We start from the raw sequence: 18378 nt of genomic DNA, 5'->3' as shown, positions 1-18378 counted from the left end.
ATATGAAATGACCGCAATTTGCACGCTATTGGGTGGCATCCCTGATATTGACCATGTTTTATATCAGGGATGCCACCCAATCCCGGCGCTGGAGCGCACCCCGCCCGGAAGGGCCCGGGCGAGCCACCCAATCCCGGCGCCGGAGCGCACCCCGCCCGGAAGGGCCCGGGCGAGCCACCCAATCCCGACGTCGGAGCGCACCCCGCCCGTAAGGCCCCGGGCGCGCCGCCCAGTCGGGAGGGGCACGGCCGTGAGCGGGGCCATCGGCCGCCGTGTCAGCGCGGCCCCTCCGGGCGCGAGCCGGCGCGCTCCGCCGCCGCCCGCCCGGCGACGAGGCCGCTCTTCCATGCCCAGGCCAGGTTGTAGCCGCCGCAGGCCGCGTCGACGTCGAGCGCCTCGCCGCAGGCGAAGAGCCCCGGCCGCTCGCGCGCCTCGAGCGTCGCGGGGAGGAACTGGCTCGTGGCAAGACCGCCGCGCGTCACCTGCGCGCGCTTGGGCTCGGCCGGTCCCGACACAATGAAGCGCAGGTCACGGGCTGTGTCAAGAGGATTTGCCCCCAGGGCTGCGGCAATGAGCGGGTCGATGAGCCCAAACGTCCCGCCCGCCGCGCGCACGAGAGCCTCGGCCCGGGGCGCCCCCAGGCCGTCGAGCAGGTCGAGGGCGATGACGTCGCCCGCCCGCGCCACGCGCGAGAGGTCAAAGACCACGATCCCCGAGAGCCCGTAGGCCCGGAAGAGCACCTCGCCGGACTCGCGCGCCACCTCGGCGCCGTCGCGCAGGAGGCGTGCGACGGCGCGGGCGCGGCGCCCGTCGAGCCCGGCCAGCGAGACGCCTCCGTCTTCCGGCGCGCACGCGAGCGAGCAGAGCACCGGCTCGGCGGGAGTCACGGCAAGGCCCGCCTCCCGCCCGAGCGCGGACCCGCCGCCCGCCGCAAGGACGACGGCCGCCGCCTCGACCTCGCCCCCGTCGGGCGCCGCCTCGCCTCGAAAGGAGACGCGCCAACCATCCTTGCCGCGCCGCGCGCCGAGCACCTCCCGGGCCGGGGCCAGCCTCGCGCCGGCCCGTCCCGCGCGGGCGAGAAGGACCTCGCGCACGGAGGACGCCTGGCGCGAGAGCGGGTAGAGCCGCCCCTCCTCGGACGCCCAGGCGAGTCCGCAGCCCTCGAAGAAGGCGAGCACGTCCTCGCCCACGCGCTCGCCGCAGACGGCGGCCACGAACGCGGGGTCGTTGTAGCGATCCCAGACGGGGGAGGGCCCCAGGAGCGCCTCGTTCATGAAGTTGCAGCGGCCGTTGCCGGTGGCGAGGATGGGCCGGCCGCAGGTCGCGTCCCGCTCGAGGACCGTGACCGAGGCGCCCGCCTCGGCCGCCGCGATGGCCGCGACGAGCCCCGCGGCGCCGCCGCCCGCCACGACGACGTCGCAGCTCGCGGGCACGCGCACGGCGGCCGCGGCCGCGAGCGCCCCCTCGCGCTCGCGCGAGCGCGAGGCCCGTCTCGGGCGCTGGGCCCTGCTCGCCGGGCGCGTCACGCTAGGCGCCCTCGCCGCCGCGCAGCGCGTCGTAGAACTCGGCGGTGCGCACCACGGCCTCGACGGCGTTGGGGATGAGGCCCTCGGGAAGGTCGCGCTCGAAGGTGCCGGCGTCGCAGGCGGCCGCGAGCGCGGGGTCGATGGGCAGCTGCCCCAGGGCCTCGACGTCGAGCGCCGCCGCGGTCTCCTCGAGGCGCGAGGGGCCGTAGGGGTAGATCTTCTCGTCGCAGTGCGGGCACGCCACGTAGGACATGTTCTCCACGAGGCCGAGCACGGGCACGTTCATCATGCCCGCCATGTTGACGGCCTTGCCCACGACCATCTGCACGAGGTCCTGCGGGGAGCTCACGATGACGATCCCCTCCACCGGCAGCGACTGGAAGACGGTGAGGGGCACGTCGCCCGTTCCCGGGGGCATGTCCACGAGCAGGTAGTCGAGCTCGCCCCAGGCGCAGTCCTCCCAGAACTGCTTGATGGCGCCCGCCACCACGGGCCCGCGCCAGATGACGGGGTCGGTCTCGTGCTCGAGCACGAGGTTGGCGCTCATGACCTCGATGCCGCCCTCGGTCCTGTTGGGGACGATGAGGTCGTCGACGCCGCGGGCGCGCTGGCCGGAGAGGCCGAGCATCTTGGGGATGGAGGGCCCGGTGATGTCGGCGTCGAGCACGCCCACGCGCGCCCCGCGCCGCGCGAGCTCCACGGCGAGGATGCCGCAGACGAGCGACTTGCCGACGCCGCCCTTGCCCGAGCACACGCCGACGACGTGGCGGATGTTGGAGTAGTCGTTCTGCTGGAAGCCGGCCGGCTCGCTCGGCTGCTTCTGCCCGTGCAGCACCTCGTCGACCTCCTGGCGGAGCTGGTCCCGCTCGCTCTGGTCCATCGCGCATCCTCTCTCCCGTGCGGCCGCGCCGCTTCTCTGACGCCACGATTCTACCCAAGCCGGGCGGGTATGGTTCATACTTGACGGGAAAGGGAGCGGGCGGGCGCCTGCCGGGCGAAGGGGGGCTCATGGGAGAGCGCTTGGGGGAAGGGGCCTGGGGCTGCGGCTGCGGGCCGGACTGCTTCACGCTCGACGAGGACGGCTTCACCTGCCACAAGGTGCTCGACGAGCCCGAGGTCTGGCGCGTGGAGCTCCTCATGCACGACACGTTCCTCCCCTCGGTGAACGCCTTCGTGGTGCTCGACGGCGGCGAGGCGCTCGTGGTGGACGCGGGCACCCCCGACTGGTTCAACGACACGCGCCTGGCCCGCGCGCTCGTGCGGCTGGGCGTGGACCCGTCCGCGACCTCGCTCTTCTGCACGCACGCCCACATCGACCACACGGGCCTCGCGCGCGAGCTCTGCGAGGCGGGCGCCCGCGTGCTCGTGCCCGAGGGCGTCGCGGGCGACATGCGCCGCTTCGCCGTGCGCGCCTGGCGCGACGAGATGGCGCGGCGCCTCGCCGCCGAGGGCACGCCCGCCGCCGAGGCCGTCGAGCTCGCTGACGCGATCTGGGACCACACCCTCAACTTCGAGCGCGAGGGCGTCTCCTTTGAGACCGTGCCGGTGGGCGGGCACGTGGGCGTGGGCCGCTGGTCCTTCGAGGTGGTGAGCGCCACGGGGCACACGCAGGGCCAGTGCGTCCTCTGGGAGCCCGCCGCGCGCGTGGCCTTCCTCGGGGACGCCGTGCTCTTCCTCTGCTCCACCTGCATCGGGTTCTGGGGCGAGGGGGAGGACCCCCTGGGGGCCCAGCTCGAGACGCTCTCCCGTCTTGCGGCCATGGGGATCGAGCACGCGTTCATGGGCCATGGCCTCCAGCAGGGGGACGTCGCCGAGCGCTGCCGCGCCAACGCGGCGCACCACGAGCGCCGGAGCGCCCGCGCGCTCGCGGCCATCTCGGAGCGTCCGGGGCGGAGCGGCTACGAGCTCGTCCCCGCCCTGGGCTGGCGCGCGCCCTTCGAGCACTGGGGGGAGACTCCGGCGCTCACGCGGTGGTTCCTCGTCTCCGAGAGCATCGCCCACCTGGACCACCTCGTCGCCATCGACGCGGTCCTTCGCGAGAAGGACGCGGACGGCGTGAGCCGCTACCGGCCCGCCTAGCGGCGGGCGGGGCTCCCTCGGCGGGGGTGCACGGTCCCCGTCATTCGTCCCCAGCTGAAAAACTAGAACACATGTGCGGTTTGCGTGAAGGCGCGCGCCTTGCGCCGCGGCGCCCGGGCCCCTTGCTACACTGTGACTCGTTGAAATCTCCCAGGAGCAGGAGGGCACATGGCCCAGGACTCTATCGTCATCCGCGGCGCGCGCGAGCACAACCTCGCCAACGTGGACGTGGACATACCGCGCGACAAGCTCGTCGTCATAACGGGCCTTTCCGGCTCCGGCAAGTCGAGCCTCGCCTTCGACACCATCTACGCCGAGGGGCAGCGCCGCTACGTGGAGAGCCTCTCCAGCTACGCGCGCCAGTTCCTCGGGCAGATGGACAAGCCCGACCTTGACTCGATCGACGGCCTCTCGCCGGCGGTCTCCATCGACCAGAAGACCACCTCGAGAAACCCTCGCTCCACGGTGGGCACCGTGACGGAGATCTATGACTACCTGCGCCTGCTCTTCGCCCGCGTGGGCACCCCGCACTGCCCGGAGTGCGGGCGCGTGATCGAGCGCCAGACCACCGACCAGGTGGCCGACAAGGTCCTCGAGCGCGCCCAGGGGCGCCGGGCGCTCGTCCTGGCGCCGGTGGTGCTCGACCGCAAGGGCGAGTACACCAAGCTCTTCGAGGACCTCCGCCGCGAGGGCTTCTCTCGCGTTCGCATCGACGGCGAGGTGCGCGAGCTCGGCGACGAGGAGGTGCGCCTTGAGAAGAAGCTCCGCCACAACGTCGAGGTCGTGGTGGACCGCATCGTCGTGCGCGAGGGAAGCCTCGGGCGCATCGCCGAGGCCGTGGAGCAGGCCACGCGCCTCGCCCAGGGTAAGGTGGGCTTCTACCTCCTGCCGGACCGCGACGACCCGGAGCGCTACCCCGGCGAGCTCCTGAGCTACTCGCTCGCTCTGGCCTGCCCCGAGCACGGCCACTCCATGGACGACCTCCAGCCGCGCGACTTCTCCTTCAACGCCCCCTACGGCGCCTGCCCGGACTGCGACGGCCTGGGCTTTCGCAAGGTCGTGGACGCCGAGGCCCTGATCGAGGACCCCGCGCTCTCCGTGGCGGGCGGCGTCTTCGGCAGCCTCTTCGGCCACTCCAACTACTACCCGCAGGTGCTCGCCGCCGTGTGCCGTCATCTCGGCGCCTCCGAGGAGACGCCCTGGAGGGAGCTTCCCAAGAAGGTCCAGAGGGCGCTCCTCGACGGCCTCGGAGCCACCAAGGTGCGCGTGGACTACGTCACGCGCGACGGCCGCAACACCCACTGGTTCACCACCTACGCGGGCGTGCGCAAGATTCTCTTTGACAAGTACCAGGAGACCACGTCCGAGACCATGCGCACCCACCTCGAGAAGTACATCCGCGAGGTGCCCTGCTCCACCTGCCACGGCGCGCGCCTGAAGCCGGAGATCCTGGCCGTCACGGTGGGCGGGAAGAACATCTGGGAAGTCTGCGAGCTCTCCTGCCGCGACTGCCTGACGTTCTTCGAGGGGCTCGAGCTCACGGAGCGCCAGCTCTTCATTGCGGGGCCCGTGGTGAAGGAGGTCGTCGCGCGCCTGCGCTTCCTCGTGAACGTGGGCCTTGACTACCTCACGCTCAGCCGCGCGGCGGCCACCCTCTCCGGCGGCGAGGCCCAGCGCATCCGCCTGGCCACCCAGATCGGCGCGGGCCTCATGGGCGTGCTCTACATCCTGGACGAGCCCTCGATCGGCCTGCACCAGCGTGACAACAACCGCCTCATCGAGACCCTGAAGCGCCTGCGCGACCAGGGCAACACGGTCATCGTGGTCGAGCACGACGAGGACACCATCCGTGCCGCGGACTACGTGATCGACATGGGCCCGGGCGCCGGCGAGCTCGGCGGGCGCGTGGTGGCCGCCGGCACGCCGGATGAGATCGCGGCCTGCCCGGAGTCCGTCACGGGCGCCTACCTCACGGGCGCCCGCCAGGTTCGCCTGCCCGCGCGCCGGCGCAACCCGCGCAAGGGCGCCATCAAGGTCACGGGCGCCTCGGCCAACAACCTCAAGAACGTGAGCGCCAAGATCGAGCTCGGGACGCTCACCGTGGTCACGGGCGTCTCCGGTTCCGGCAAGAGCTCGCTCGTCACAGACACCATCGCGCCCGCGCTCACCAACGCCGTGCACCGCTCCAAGCGCCCCGTCGGTCCCTACAAGAAGCTCGAGGGCGTGGACCTCATCGACAAGGTCATCGACATCGACCAGTCGCCGATCGGCCGCACGCCCCGCTCCAACCCCGCCACCTACATCGGCCTCTGGGACGACCTGCGCGCGCTCTTCGCGTCGCTGCCGGACAGCCGCGCGCGCGGCTACTCCCCGGGGCGCTTCTCGTTCAACGTGCCGGGCGGCCGCTGCGAGGCCTGCAAGGGCGACGGCCAGATCAAGATCGAGATGAACTTCCTGCCGGACGTCTACGTGCCCTGCGAGGTCTGCCACGGCAAGCGCTACAACCGCGAGACCCTCGAGGTGCTCTACCACGGCAAGTCCATCTCCGACGTGCTGGACATGACGGTCCACGAGGCGCTGGCCTTCTTCGCCAACATCCCGCGCATCAAGAACAAGCTCCAGACCCTCTACGACGTGGGCCTGGGCTACATCCACCTGGGGCAGCCCGCCACCACGCTCTCCGGCGGCGAGGCCCAGCGCGTGAAGCTCGCCAAGGAGCTCCACCGCCAGCAGACGGGCAGGACCTTCTACATCCTCGACGAGCCCACGACGGGCCTGCACTTCGAGGACGTGCGCCAGCTCGTGGAGGTGCTCGAGAAGCTCGTGGACGCGGGCAACACGGTCCTTGTTATCGAGCACAACCTCGACGTCATCAAGATGGCCGACCGCGTGCTCGACATGGGCCCCGAGGGCGGTGACGGCGGCGGCACGGTGGTCGCTTACGGCACACCCGAGAAGGTCGCCGAGGTGCCGGAGAGCCACACGGGGCGGTTCCTGCGCGACGTCCTCGCCCGTGACCGCGCCCGCCAGGGCCAGGCGCGCGGGTAGGGGGACGCGTGGCACGCAGGGAGAAGCTCCAGAAGACCAACGCCATGCGCGAGCTCGAGGCCGCGGGCGTGCCCTTCTCGTACGTGACCTACGAGGTCGACGAGACGGACACCTCGAGCGAGCTCGGCCTGCACATCGCCGAGCGCCTGGGAGAGGACCCGGCGGCGAGCCTCAAGACGCTCGTGTGCGTGACGCCCTCGGGAGGGCACGTGGTCTGCTGCATCCCCGTGGCCGACGAGCTCGACCTCAAGAAGGCGGCCGCGGCGGCGGGGGAGAAGAGCCTCGCGCTCATGCACGTGCGCGACCTCGAGCCGGTCACGGGCTACGTGCGCGGCGGATGCTCGCCGGTGGGCATGAAAAAGCGCTTCCCCACGCTCATCGACGAGACGGCCCAGCTCTTCGACGAGGTCCACGTCTCGGGCGGTCGGCGCGGGCTCAGCCTCGCGCTCGCGCCCGATGACCTCGCGGGGTTCTGCGGGGCCGCCTACGCCGACCTCGTCCGAGGGTAGGCGCAGGCGGCCCGCGGCCCTAGCGTCCCACCAGAAGCTCCCCGCAGCGGCCGATCGTGACGTGCACGGTGGCGGGCCGGCCCATGTCGGGGCAGGTGCCGCAGCCGCCCCAGAATGTGCCGTCGAGCAGGTCGTCGAGGTCGAGGGGGCCGTCGTCCCCCTCGCCCTCCCTGCACTCGTCCTCGACGCCGAGGAACGCCCTCTCGAAGCGCCGCTCGGCGTCCAGCGCCCGGCGCTCCTCCTCCGTCCCCGGGCCGCCCGCGGGCGCGCCCTCGGGCCTGAGGCCGCCCGCCGCCCGCTCGCTCACGAGGTCGCGCACCGTCGCCGCGAAGGCGGGGTCCTCGACCTGGTTCGGCCTCATCGAGATGACGAGCACGTCGGGCGGGTAGTCCTCGTCTCCCGCCGGCTCCCGGTACACCACCGCCACGCGCGCCTCGGGCCAGTACAGTGCCATGTCGCTCCCTTCCTCGTCTCCTGTGGTCGGGCGAGCATAGCAGGGCGCGCGCCGGAGTTGTCTTCCCGCCCTCTGCCACGGGGCTCACGTCCCAGCCCAGCGCCCGCGCGCCCTCCGCTCGGGCTCGTGCGCTCTCGGCGGGCGGTCGCTTTTGCCCCGCGGCCGGCGTGCCCTGGGCCCGGGCCCCGCGCGCGGGCTCGCGGCGGTTACCGTTGTCACGGGCCCCGCCTCGGCCCGGCGTTTGTTACGCTCGTGCGACGTCGCTGCGTCGTGGGCCCATGCCGTACTTTACTGTGCTAAAGTTCACGCAGCATCCCCTGACGCGCCGAACCCGGCCGGAAAGGACCTGACGTGACCCAAGGAACCCCCCGCGGCTTCCGCGACATCCTCCCGCGCGAGGCGCTCGCGCGGGAGCGCATCTCAGACGTGGTGCGTGGCTGCTTCTCGGAGCACGGCTACCTCCCCGTGGAGACGCCGCTTCTGGAGGACCGCTCGGCGCTCGAGCGCGGCGGCCGCCTCAAGGACTCGCCGTTCCAGCTCTTCGACACTGACGGCAGCCTCATGGTGCTCCGGCCCGACCTCACGCTCCCCGTGGCGCGCCTCGTGGCCGGGCGCGTGGCGGCCTCCCAGCTCCCCGCGCGCTTCCGCTACGCCGCCCCCGTGGTCCGCGAGGACACGGGCCTGCGCGGACAGCCCCGCCAGTTCACCCAGCTCGGCATCGAGCACGTGAGCGAGGACGGCGCGGCCGCGGAGCTCGAGGCGGTGCGCCTGCTCGCCGACGTCCTCGAGGCCCTCGAGGTGCCGGCCTGGCGGATCGTCCTGGGCTCGGTGAGGCCGCTCACCGCCCTGCTTGACGCCTGCGCCCCCACGCCCGCCTTCCGCGAGCGCGTCCTTGCGCTCGTCCACGAGTCCGACCTCGTCGGCCTCGACGAGCTCCTTGCGAGCGAGGAGGGGCTCTCCGAGGACGGCGTCCGGGCCATATCGGAGGTCTGCCGCATGGGCGGCGGCTCCGAGGTCGTGGCGCGCCTCGACGTCCTTCTCGCCGGGGCGGGCGTCGCGGAGGGCGCGCGCGGCACCGACGAGCTCGCCGCCCTCGCCGGCTCGCTCTCCGACCTCATCGACGCGGGCCGCCTCTCCTTCGACTTCTCCATCATCAACTCCTTCGACTACTACACGGGCATCGTCTTCAAGGGCTACGCTGAGGGCATCGCGGCGAGCCTCGCCTCGGGAGGCCGCTACGACGCGGTCCTCTCCAACCTGGGGCGCCCGGGGCTTGCCGCGTCGGGCTTCGCCCTCTCCCTCGAGCGCCTGCAGGAGGTGCTCGGAGAGCCCGGCGATTCGGGCGTGGTGACGCCCGGCGTGCGCGTGGGGGAGCGGCCCCTGCGCGTGGCCGTGCCCAAGGGCTCGCTCTTCGCGAACTCCGTCGCCGCGCTCGCGGCCGCGGGCCTGCCCACCGAGGAGCTCGCTGACCCGGGCCGGCGCCTCGTGGTGCGCTGCGGCGACGTGGAGTACGTCATCGTGCGCGCCCAGGACGCGCCGACCTTCGTCGGGCACGGCGGCGCCGACTGCGGCATCTGCGGGGCCGACTCGCTCGTCGAGGCCGGGCTCGACCTTCTCCAGCTCGTCGACCTGGGCTTCGGGGCGTGCCGCTTCGTCGTGGCCGAGCCGGCCGAGCGCGCGGGTGAGGCCGAGCGCGCCTACGCCTGGCGCGGCACGGTGCGCGTGGCCACCAAGTACCCGCGCATCACGCAGCGCTACTACGACGGCCTCGGCCAGCAGGTCGACATCGTGACGCTGCACGGCAACATCGAGCTCGGGCCCATCGTGGGCATGACCGACCGCATCGTCGACATCACCGCCACCGGCACCACGCTCGCCGAGAACGACCTCGTGATCGTGGACGAGGTCATGGAGTGCACGGCGCGCTTCTTCGCCGGGCCGGCGGCGTACCGCTGCGACAAGAGGATCCGCGACCTCGCGGCACGTCTCGCCGAGGTCGCCGAAGGGGGGAGCCGCGCATGAGGCGCATCGAGCTGAAGGGGGGCCGGCGCCTTGAGCGCGCCGACCTCAACCTCTCCGGGACGCTGCCGGCGGAGGTCGTGGCCTCGGCCGAGAAGATCGTGGACGCCGTGCGCGAGCGCGGCGACGCGGCGGTGCGCGAGTTCTGCCTGCGCTTCGACGGCGCCTGCCCGGCGAGCTTCCGCGTGCCGGACGAGCTCGTGCGCGGGGCGCTGGACGCCGTGCCGCCCGCGTTCCTGGACGCCCTGCGCCGCGCCCAGCGCCAGATCAGCGACTTCCACGAGCGCGAGCGCGAGCAGTCCTGGTTCACCACGCGCGCGGACGGCACGCTGCTCGGCGTGAAGGTGACGCCGGTGGCCTCCGCCGCCGTCTACGTGCCCGGCGGGCGTGCCCAGTACCCCTCCACGGTCCTCATGGACACCATTCCCGCCAAGGTCGCGGGCGTGGAGCGCGTGGTCATGGTGACCCCGCCGCAGGCCGACGGCACGCTCTCGGCCTACACGCTCGCCGCCGCGGCGCTCGCGGGCGTGGACGAGGTCTACGCCGTGGGCGGCGCGCAGGCGATTGCCGCCGTGGCGTACGGCACCGAGTCCATCCCGGCGGTCGAGAAGATCGTGGGGCCGGGCAACGCCTACGTGGCCGCCGCCAAGCGCCACGTCTCCGGCGACGTGGGGATCGACATGGTGGCCGGGCCCTCGGAGGTGTGCGTGCTCGCGGACGGCGGCGCCGACCCCGCGGTGGTGGCGGCCGACCTCATGGCCCAGGCCGAGCACGACCCGCTGGCGAGCTGCTACCTCGTGACCTGCGACGCCGCGCTCGCCGAGCGCGTGGAGGCCGCCATCGAGACGCTCGTCTCGCAGAGCCCGCGCGAGGAGGTCACCCGCGCGAGCCTTGACGGGCGCGGCGTGATCGTGGTGGCGCCCGGGCTCGACGCCGCCGTGGACGCGATCAACGTGATCGCACCCGAGCACCTGGAGCTCCACTGCGACGACGCGCTCGCCCTTCTCGGCCGCGTCCGCAACGCCGGCGCGATCTTCGTGGGGCCCTGGAGCTCCGAGCCCCTGGGCGACTACGTGGCCGGCCCCAACCACACGCTGCCCACCTCGGGCACCGCGCGCTGGGCCAACCCGCTCGGCGTCTACGACTTCCAGAAGCGCTCGAGCGTGATCTGCTACACGCCCGAGGGCCTGCTCGCGGACGCCCCCGCCACGCAGACCATCGCCCAGGCCGAGGGCCTCTGGGCCCACGCGCTCTCCGTGGGCCTGCGGCGCCGCGTCGCGGAGGGCGGCGGCTTTGACGTCGCGGACGTCCGCCGCGTGGCCTGGCCGGAGGACCTGCCCGCCCCCGCCGCCGTCCCGCTGGGCGTGGAAAGGGGACAGTCACCTTTCCACGCGGAGGGCTAGCCATGGACAGGAGGAACCTGGACGTTACCGCCCGCCTGCGCCCGGCGCTGCGCGGCTTCGAGCCCTACGACCCGCGCTTCTCGCCCGTGCGCGTGAACCTCTCCGCGAACGAGAACACCCACCCGCTCCCGGCCGAGCTCGCCGAGGCGGCGCGCGCGGCCGTCGCGGCCACGCCGCTCAACCGCTACCCGGACCCGATGGCCAACGCCCTGCGCGACGCGCTCGCCGTGCGCCACGGCACGGACCGCGCGCACGTGATCGTGGGCAACGGCGGCGACGAGCTGCTCTTCAACCTGCTCTTCGCCTTTGGCGGCCCCGGGCGCGCGCTCGTGACCTGCCCGCCGGACTTTGCGGAGTACGCCAACTTCGCCGCGATGTGCGAGACGCCGGTCGTGGCCGTCCCGCGCGACGCGGAGGACTTCTCCGTGGACGCCGACGCCCTTCTCGCCGCCGCGGCGGACGCGGCCCTCGTGGTCCTCACCTCGCCCAACAACCCCACGGGCGACCTCCTGGACCCCGGCCTCGTGCGCCGCCTGCTCGCGGAGACCGAGGCGCTCGTCCTCGTGGACGAGGCGTACGTGGAGTTTGCGGGGGAGGGCAAGAGCCTCGCGGGCCTCGTGGCGGAGAACCCCCGCCTCATCGTGCTGCGCACGCTCTCCAAGGCGTTCGCGCTCGCGGGGCTGCGCGTGGGCTACCTCGTGGCGGACCCGGCGGTCGTGGACGCGCTCGGGGCCGTGCGGCAGATATACTCGGTGGACGTGCTCGCGCAGGCGGTCGCGCTCGCCTTCGTGGAGCGCCGCGACCTCATCGCCCCCGTGGTGGACGACATCGTGTCCGAGCGGGAGCGCCTGGCCGCGGGTCTCGCGGGGCTGCCCGGCGTTCGCACGTGGCCGTCCGCGGCCAACTTCGTGCTGGCGCGCGTCCCGAACGCGCACCGCACCTGGGAGCGGCTGCGCGACGAGCACTCGGTCCTCGTCCGCGACTTCAGCGCCACGCCGGGGCTCGAGAACTGTCTGAGGCTCACCGTGGGCACGCGCGAGGAGAACGACGTTCTTCTCGACGCGCTCGCGACGCTTTTGAGGGAGGAAGCATGACCAGAACCGCCAAGGCCGTCCGCGCCACCGCCGAGACCGACATCGGCCTGTCCCTTGACCTCGACGGGACGGGCGCGGCCGACGTGGAGACGGGCGTGGGCTTCTTCGACCACATGCTCTGCGCGCTCGCCCGGCACTCGCTCGTGGACCTCACCGTCCGCGTGAAGGGGGACACCGAGGTCGACGACCACCACACCGTCGAGGACACGGGCATCGTCCTTGGCCGGGCCCTTGCCGAGGCGCTCGGCGACAAGCGCGGCATCCGCCGCTTCGGCAGCGCCCTCGTGCCGCTCGACGAGGCGCTCGTCATGGCGGCGGTGGACGTCTCCGGCCGCGGCGAGCTCTACTGGGACGTCGCGATCGGCCCGGACAAGGTGGGGACCTTCGACACCGAGCTCGGCGAGGAGTTCTTCCGCGGCCTCGCCCGCGAGGCGGGCGTGACGCTTCACCTGCGGCTCGTGTGCGGCCACAACGCCCACCACATCCTCGAGGCCACGTTCAAGGCCGCGGCGCGGGCCCTGCGCGAGGCCGTCGAGCCCGACCCGCGCGTCGACGACGTGCCCTCCACCAAGGGGAGCCTCTGATGGCGCGGATCGTGGTCGTCGACTACCACAAGGGCAACCTCAGCTCCGTGGTCCGCTCGCTCGGCGAGGCGGGCGGGGACGCCGTCATCTCCGACGACCCCGCCGCCATCCGCTCCGCGGGCGCGCTCGTGCTGCCCGGCGTGGGCAGCTTCGGGGACGCCATGGGCTACCTCCGCGAGAGCGGGGAGGCGCAGGCCCTCGTCGACGCGCTCGGCCGTGGCGTGCCGTTCCTGGGCATCTGCCTGGGCCTCCAGCTCCTCTTTGAGCGCGGAAGCGAGACCGACGACGGCTCGTGGGCGGAGGGCCTGGGCGTGCTCCCCGGCTCGGCGTCGCGCCTCGAGTCCACGCGCCTCAAGGTCCCCCACGTGGGGTGGGACCAGATCAACCTGACGCCCCACGGGCGCGCGTGCCCGCTCTTTGCGGACGTGCCCGACGGCGCCAACGTCTACTTCACGCACTCCTTCGCCCTCGCCGACGACGTCCCCGAGGGCATCGTCGCCGCGCGCACGCACTACGCGCGCAGCTTCGCCTCGGCGGTCTGGGACGGGCGCGCCACCTTTGGCGTCCAGTTCCACCCCGAGAAGAGCTCCGCGACGGGCCTGGCGATGCTGCGCGGCTTTGTCCGGGTGGCGGGAGGTGCCGCATGATCCTCTTCCCCGCGATCGACCTGGTGGGTGGGCGCGTGGTGCGCCTCGCGCGCGGCGAGCGCGCCCACATGGACGTCTACTCCGACGACCCGGCAGCAGTTGCCGAGAAGTTCCGCGACGCCGGCGCCTCCTGGGTCCACGTGGTGGACCTCTCGGCCACGCTCGAGGAGGACGAGGCCGCCCGCGCCGCCAACGACGCGGCGATCCGCGCGATCTGCTCCGTGGAGGGCATCTCGGTGGACGCCGGCGGCGGCGTGCGCGACCTCGCCGCGGTGGAGCGCCTCGCGGGCCTTGGCGTGCGGCGCATCGCCATCGGCACGGCGCTCGTCCGCGACCCGGCCTTCGCTGCCGAGGCGGCGCGCGAGTTCGGCGAGCTCGTCGTCGCTGACGTGGCCGCCCGGGACGGGGAGGTCCGCGTGAACGGCTGGCGCGAGGGGGCGGCGCTTGCGGCCGACGAACTCGTGGCGCGCCTCGCCGAGCTGGGGTACCGCCACCTCGTCTTCACCGACGTCGCGCGCGACGGCATGCGCTGCGGCGTGGACGCCGCCGCCTACGCCCACGTGGCCGAGGTGGCGGGCTTTCCCGTGGTGGCCTCGGGCGGCATCGCCTCGCTCGACGACCTGCGCGCGCTCGCGGCGCTCGGGCCGGACGTGGTGGAGGGCGCCATCACCGGCCGCGCCCTCTACGAGGGGTCCTTCTCGCTCAGGGACGCGCTCGCGGCCTGCGCGTAGCGCGGCCCCGGGGGCGCGCCCGGCCGAGGTTCTTCTCGCTTGCGATGCCGCGCGCCCCTCCGCGCGTCCTTCTTGCCCCGCCCCCTGCGCCCCGCCTCGCACGCACATCAAATCTGGCTACGTCATTTTGGCTGTTTGAGGGGGCTTTAAAGGGCAGAAACTGCCAAAATCACGTAGCCAGATTTGATGTGAGGGCCTGGGGCCGGATCCGACGGCGCGCCGGGGGAGGGGAGAAGAACGCGCAGCACCGCGCGAACCCCAGGAACGGCGAGCGCATCTCGGCGCTCGGCCTTGGCTGCATGCGCCTTCCCGGGCCGCCGGCGCCGAGCCCCATGTAACATCCTCGGGGCGAGAGGCGCGCGGCGGGCGGGGCTTGCCGCGGCGCACGGTATGATTGGCCCGATGGAGGTCGATGGAGAGGCGGGCCGCGGCCCTTCTCGCCAGGCGCGTCACGCGGTGAGCGAGCGCCGAGGCCGGCGAGAAGGACCGCGAGGTCCCGGACGACGAAAGGAAGCCATGCTGACCAAGCGCGTCATCCCGTGTCTGGACGTAAAGGACGGTCGTGTGGTGAAGGGCGTCAACTTCGTGGACCTGCGCGACGCGGGCGACCCGGTGGAGCTTGCGCGGCGCTACGACTGCGAGGGCGCCGACGAGGTGGTGTTCCTTGACATCACGGCCACCTCGGACGACCGCGCCACCAAGATCGGCCTTGCGAGCCACGCGTCGGCGGAGCTGCGCATCCCGTATGCCGTTGGCGGCGGCTTCCGGGACGTCGCGTCCTGTCGCGAGATGATCGCCGCCGGCGCCGACAAGGTCTCCGTGAACTCCGCCGCGGTGCGCGACCCCGGCCTCATCACGGCGGCCGCGGCCGCCTTCGGCTCGCAGGCCGTGGTCGTGGCGATCGACGCCAAGCGCGTGCCCGGGGCGGGCGACCGCTGGGAGGTCTACCTTGCGGGCGGCCGGCAGGCCACGGGCATCGACGCGGTGGCCTGGGCCGAGGAGGCGGCGCGCCGCGGCGCCGGGGAGATCTTGCTCACGAGCATGGACCGCGACGGCACCAAGGACGGCTTCGACCTCGCGCTCACCCGCGCGGTCGCGCGCGCGGTGCCGATCCCGGTGATCGCCTCCGGCGGCGTGGGGACGCTCGAGCACTTTGCGGAGGGCATCCTCGAGGGCGAGGCGGACGCGGTCCTGGCCGCGAGCGTCTTTCACTTTGGCACGTTCACGATCCGCCAGGTCAAGGAGTACCTGGCGAGCCAGGGCATCCCGGTGCGCCTGGACTTCTAGGGAGGCATGATGGACGACGCGCGCGCGGGCGAGCGCTACGCAGGCGAGAGGATCGAGCCGGAGGCGCCGGGCGTCGGGGCCGTGCGCTTTGACGAGCGGGGGCTCGTGCCCGCCGTGGTGCAGCAGGCCGGCACCGGCGAGGTCCTCATGGTGGCGTGGATGAGCGAGGAGTCGCTGCGGCTCACGCTTGAGACCGGCACCACGTGGTTCTGGAGCCGCAGCCGTCGCGAGCTCTGGAACAAGGGCGCCACGAGCGGCAACGTGCAGCGGGTGCGCCGCGTCCTCGTGGACTGCGACGCCGACACCCTGCTCGTGGAGGTGGACTCCCCGGGCCCCGCGTGCCACACCGGCCACCGCAGCTGCTTCTACCGCAACCTCGTGGCGCCGGCGGCCGAGTAGGCCGTCACGGGGCCCGTCGTCAGTCGGCGCGGTACAGGCCGCCGGCGCGCAGGATGGACTCGCGCACGAGGACGTCCATCGCGTCGAGGCAGGCCGCCGGCGCCCCGTGGCGCCGCCGCGCGACGGAGAGCTCCGTGCACGCAAGGATCACGACGTCGCAGCCGCGCCGGCAGAGCTCGTCCACGGCGCGCTCGAGCTTGCGCATGTCCGCGCGCCGGCCCGCCTTGACGTCGTCGTAGATGAGCGACATCACGTCGGCCTGGCGCTCGGGGGTGGGGACCACGCACTCGACGCCCGCGCGCTCGCACTCGCGCGCGTAGAGGCCCGACCTGATGGTGCCGTCCGTCCCCATGACGCCGACGCGCCGCGCGCCGCGCGCCTCCACGGCCTCGCGGACGGCCTCGCGCGGCATGTTGATGATGGGCACCGAGGTGAAGCCCTGGATCTTGTCGTAGAAGTAGTGCGAGGTGTTGCACGGGATGGCGATGCAGGTGCACCCCAGCGACTCGAGCGCCTGGGCGTCCTCGCGCATGACCTCGAGGAGGCGCCGGTCGTTGCCCGTGAGGATGGCGTGCGTGCGGTCGGGCATGGAGGCCTGGCTGATGATGACCATGTCCAGGTGCTCCTGGTCACGGCTCGCCACGGTGTGCTCGATGACCTCGTCGTAGAAGTACGACGTGGCCTCGGGGCCCATGCCCCCGATGACGCCGAGCTTTCCCATGGGGTCCTCCTCCATACGTTCTGCACGTCATGAGTGCTTTACTATACTCTTCGGCTGTCATGGCGATGTGAACGCGAGGTGAACATGGCAAAGCACTTTGCCCCCGCAGGGGGCCCGGAGCGCACGCGAGGCGGCAGGAGGGGACGCCAGGACCATCGCGCCCGCCACCTCCCCGAAGGCCCTGACGCGGCGCCGTCGCCTAACGCCCCCGCCGGCGAGAAGAACCTCGCGCCCCGGGAGGGCTCCGCGTCCCGCACGCCGGCCGCCCCCGCCGGTGACGCCGGCACCTCCGACGTCGTCGGCCGCTCCGCCGCCATGATGAGCGCCCTTGTCATCGTGAGCCGCATCACGGGCTTCGTGCGCACCTGGGCGCAGGCCTACGCGCTCGGCACGACGCTGCTCGCCAGCTGCTACACCGTTGCCAACAACCTCCCCAACCAGCTCTACGAGCTCGTGATGGGCGGCATGCTCGTGACGGCGTTCCTGCCCGTCTACCTGGGCGCCAAGCGGCGCGCGGGGCAGGAGGGCGCCAACCGCTACATCTCAAACCTCCTCTCGATCGTCCTGCTTCTCATGGGCGTGCTCGCCGTGGGCTGCGTCGCGCTCGCGGCGCCGCTCGTGTGGGTGCAGTCTGCCGGGACCGACCAGTCCCAGATGGTCGACGCGGTCTTCCTCTTCCGCTTCTTCGCCGTCGAGGTCGTGCTCTACTGCCTCTCCACGGTCGCCTCCGGCGTGCTCAACGCCGAGCGCGACTACTTCTGGAGCAGCGCCGCGCCCATCTTCAACAACCTCATCACCATCTCCTCCTTCGCGCTCTACGCCGTGGTCTCCCGCGCCAACCCCGCCGCCGCGCTGCTCGTGCTGGGGCTGGGGCACCCCCTGGGCGTCCTCGTCCAGGTCCTCGTCCAGCTGCCGTCGCTCAGGCGCCGCGGCGTCCGCCTCACGCTCAGGATCGACCTTCGCGACCCCGCCCTGCGCGAGACGCTCGCCATCGGCGTCCCCTCGCTCGTGGTGACGCTGTGCTCCTTCGTGACCGTCGCGGTCATGAACTCCTCGGCCCTCGTGGCGGTGCCGGAGCAGGGCAGCTCCATCCAGTACTACGCGCGGCTCTGGTACACGCTGCCGTACTCGATCTTTGCCATCCCCATCACCACGGCGCTCTTCACCGAGCTCTCGAGCCTCTTCGCCGACGCCGACCTCTCGGGCTTCGCGCAGGCGGTGGTCTCGGGTATGCGGCAGATCCTCTTTGTCCTCGTGCCCTTCATGCTCTACCTCATGGTCTTCGCCCGCCCGCTCATGACCCTCATGCGGATGGGCCAGTTCGGCGCGGAGAGCGCCCAGCTCACCTCCGCCTACCTCACCTCGCTCGCCGTGGCGCTGCCGTTCTACGGCCTCACCACCTTCTTCCAGAAGGTCTTCTCGTCGATGCGCCGCATGGTCCTGTTTGCTATCGCCAACGTGGTGGCGTCGGTCGCGCAGGTCGCCTTCACCGTGGCCCTCACGCCGGTCATCGGCATCCACGCGGTCTCGCTCGGCAGCGCCCTGTGCGCCGCCCTCATCGACGTGGTCTCCGTCATCATGCTGCGTCGCTCGGTCGCGGGCTTTGGCCTCAGGGGCATCGTCGGCTCGGCCGCCCGCTCGCTCGCCCTGGGCGCGCTCGGCGCGGCCGTGGGCGCAGGCATCCTCTGGGGGCTCACCACGCTCGCCGGCCCGGCGGACTCGCCGGCCCGCGCCCTCGCCTACGTGGCGGCGGGCGGCCTGCCCGCGCTCGCGGCCACCTTTGGCGCGGCCATCGCGCTCGGGGTCCCGGAGGCGGCGTTCTACGCCCGTGCCCTCTCCCGCGTGACGGGCAGGTTGCGCCGCGGCTGATCGCGCAC

Annotated in this window: 16 protein-coding genes; 12 read left to right on the top strand and 4 right to left on the bottom strand. The window is 72.7% G+C overall.

Features of this window, described 5'->3' with window-relative positions; genetic code table 11:
* Positions 1-275: 275 nt before the first annotated feature.
* Both B5F84_RS02555 and B5F84_RS02550 read right to left on the bottom strand, forming a co-directional pair.
* Entirely contained in the window at positions 276-1526 is a 1251-nt protein-coding gene (locus tag B5F84_RS02555) for an NAD(P)/FAD-dependent oxidoreductase (protein ID WP_239378192.1), read from the bottom strand.
* 1 nt (position 1527) lies between these two features.
* Positions 1528-2406, bottom strand: coding sequence for an Mrp/NBP35 family ATP-binding protein (locus tag B5F84_RS02550; RefSeq protein ID WP_087320351.1), 879 nt, complete (start codon positions 2404-2406; stop codon positions 1528-1530).
* A 128-nt stretch (positions 2407-2534) separates the two neighbouring features.
* Between B5F84_RS02550 and B5F84_RS02545 the strand changes: the two genes are divergently transcribed.
* From B5F84_RS02545 to ybaK, 3 genes are all read left to right on the top strand, one after another.
* Entirely contained in the window at positions 2535-3605 is a 1071-nt protein-coding gene (locus B5F84_RS02545; RefSeq protein ID WP_087320349.1) for an MBL fold metallo-hydrolase, read from the top strand.
* A gap of 168 nt (positions 3606-3773) precedes the next feature.
* Positions 3774-6653 (top strand): excinuclease ABC subunit UvrA, encoded by a 2880-nt coding sequence (gene uvrA / locus B5F84_RS02540; RefSeq protein WP_087320347.1) that lies wholly within the window; start codon positions 3774-3776, stop codon positions 6651-6653.
* Between the two features lie 8 nt (positions 6654-6661).
* Positions 6662-7162 carry a Cys-tRNA(Pro) deacylase gene (ybaK, locus tag B5F84_RS02535; protein ID WP_087320345.1) on the top strand — a complete coding sequence of 167 codons (501 nt, stop codon included), beginning with the start codon at positions 6662-6664 and terminating at the stop codon, positions 7160-7162.
* 19 nt (positions 7163-7181) lie between these two features.
* On the opposite strand, the gene B5F84_RS02530 is transcribed toward ybaK, so the two are convergent.
* A complete protein-coding gene (locus tag B5F84_RS02530) occupies positions 7182-7616 on the bottom strand; it encodes a hypothetical protein (protein WP_087320343.1) in 435 nt (144 codons plus the stop codon).
* Between the two features lie 351 nt (positions 7617-7967).
* Here B5F84_RS02530 and hisG point away from each other — a divergent pair, with 351 nt between their 5' ends.
* The 8 genes from hisG (at position 7968) to hisI (ending at position 15780) form a co-directional block, all read left to right on the top strand.
* On the top strand, positions 7968-9638 hold the full coding sequence (gene hisG, locus B5F84_RS02525; RefSeq protein WP_087320341.1) for an ATP phosphoribosyltransferase: 1671 nt from the start codon (positions 7968-7970) through the stop codon (positions 9636-9638).
* A complete protein-coding gene (gene hisD, locus B5F84_RS02520; RefSeq protein WP_087320339.1) occupies positions 9635-11038 on the top strand; it encodes a histidinol dehydrogenase in 1404 nt (467 codons plus the stop codon). The genes hisG and hisD overlap by 4 nt, the downstream gene beginning before the upstream one ends.
* Positions 11039-11040: 2 nt before the next feature.
* Complete coding sequence (gene hisC, locus B5F84_RS02515) at positions 11041-12132, top strand: histidinol-phosphate transaminase (RefSeq protein WP_087320335.1); 1092 nt, start codon at positions 11041-11043, stop codon at positions 12130-12132.
* Positions 12129-12716 carry an imidazoleglycerol-phosphate dehydratase HisB gene (gene hisB, locus B5F84_RS02510; protein WP_087320333.1) on the top strand — a complete coding sequence of 196 codons (588 nt, stop codon included), beginning with the start codon at positions 12129-12131 and terminating at the stop codon, positions 12714-12716. The genes hisC and hisB overlap by 4 nt, the downstream gene beginning before the upstream one ends.
* A complete protein-coding gene (gene hisH, locus B5F84_RS02505; RefSeq protein ID WP_087320331.1) occupies positions 12716-13363 on the top strand; it encodes an imidazole glycerol phosphate synthase subunit HisH in 648 nt (215 codons plus the stop codon). The genes hisB and hisH overlap by 1 nt, the downstream gene beginning before the upstream one ends.
* Positions 13360-14094, top strand: a complete 735-nt coding sequence (locus B5F84_RS02500) for a 1-(5-phosphoribosyl)-5-[(5-phosphoribosylamino)methylideneamino] imidazole-4-carboxamide isomerase (RefSeq protein ID WP_087320328.1) — start codon at positions 13360-13362, stop codon at positions 14092-14094. The genes hisH and B5F84_RS02500 overlap by 4 nt, the downstream gene beginning before the upstream one ends.
* Before the next feature lie 516 nt (positions 14095-14610).
* The gene (hisF, locus tag B5F84_RS02495; protein ID WP_087320326.1) at positions 14611-15381 is read left to right on the top strand and encodes an imidazole glycerol phosphate synthase subunit HisF; all 771 of its coding nucleotides are present in this window, start codon (positions 14611-14613) and stop codon (positions 15379-15381) included.
* A gap of 9 nt (positions 15382-15390) precedes the next feature.
* The gene (hisI, locus tag B5F84_RS02490; protein WP_087320324.1) at positions 15391-15780 is read left to right on the top strand and encodes a phosphoribosyl-AMP cyclohydrolase; all 390 of its coding nucleotides are present in this window, start codon (positions 15391-15393) and stop codon (positions 15778-15780) included.
* 19 nt (positions 15781-15799) lie between these two features.
* Here hisI and B5F84_RS02485 read toward each other — a convergent pair whose 3' ends face one another.
* Positions 15800-16501, bottom strand: coding sequence for an amino acid racemase (locus B5F84_RS02485; RefSeq protein ID WP_087320322.1), 702 nt, complete (start codon positions 16499-16501; stop codon positions 15800-15802).
* Between the two features lie 84 nt (positions 16502-16585).
* Here B5F84_RS02485 and murJ point away from each other — a divergent pair, with 84 nt between their 5' ends.
* Complete coding sequence (murJ, locus tag B5F84_RS02480) at positions 16586-18370, top strand: murein biosynthesis integral membrane protein MurJ (protein ID WP_087320321.1); 1785 nt, start codon at positions 16586-16588, stop codon at positions 18368-18370.
* The last annotated feature ends 8 nt before the right edge of the window (positions 18371-18378 follow it).

This window comes from Olsenella sp. An290, assembly GCF_002159535.1.
Classification (GTDB): Bacteria; Actinomycetota; Coriobacteriia; order Coriobacteriales; family Atopobiaceae; genus Thermophilibacter.
The sequence above is the reverse complement of the archived record's forward strand: the minus strand, read 5'-3'. Positions and strand labels throughout refer to the sequence as shown.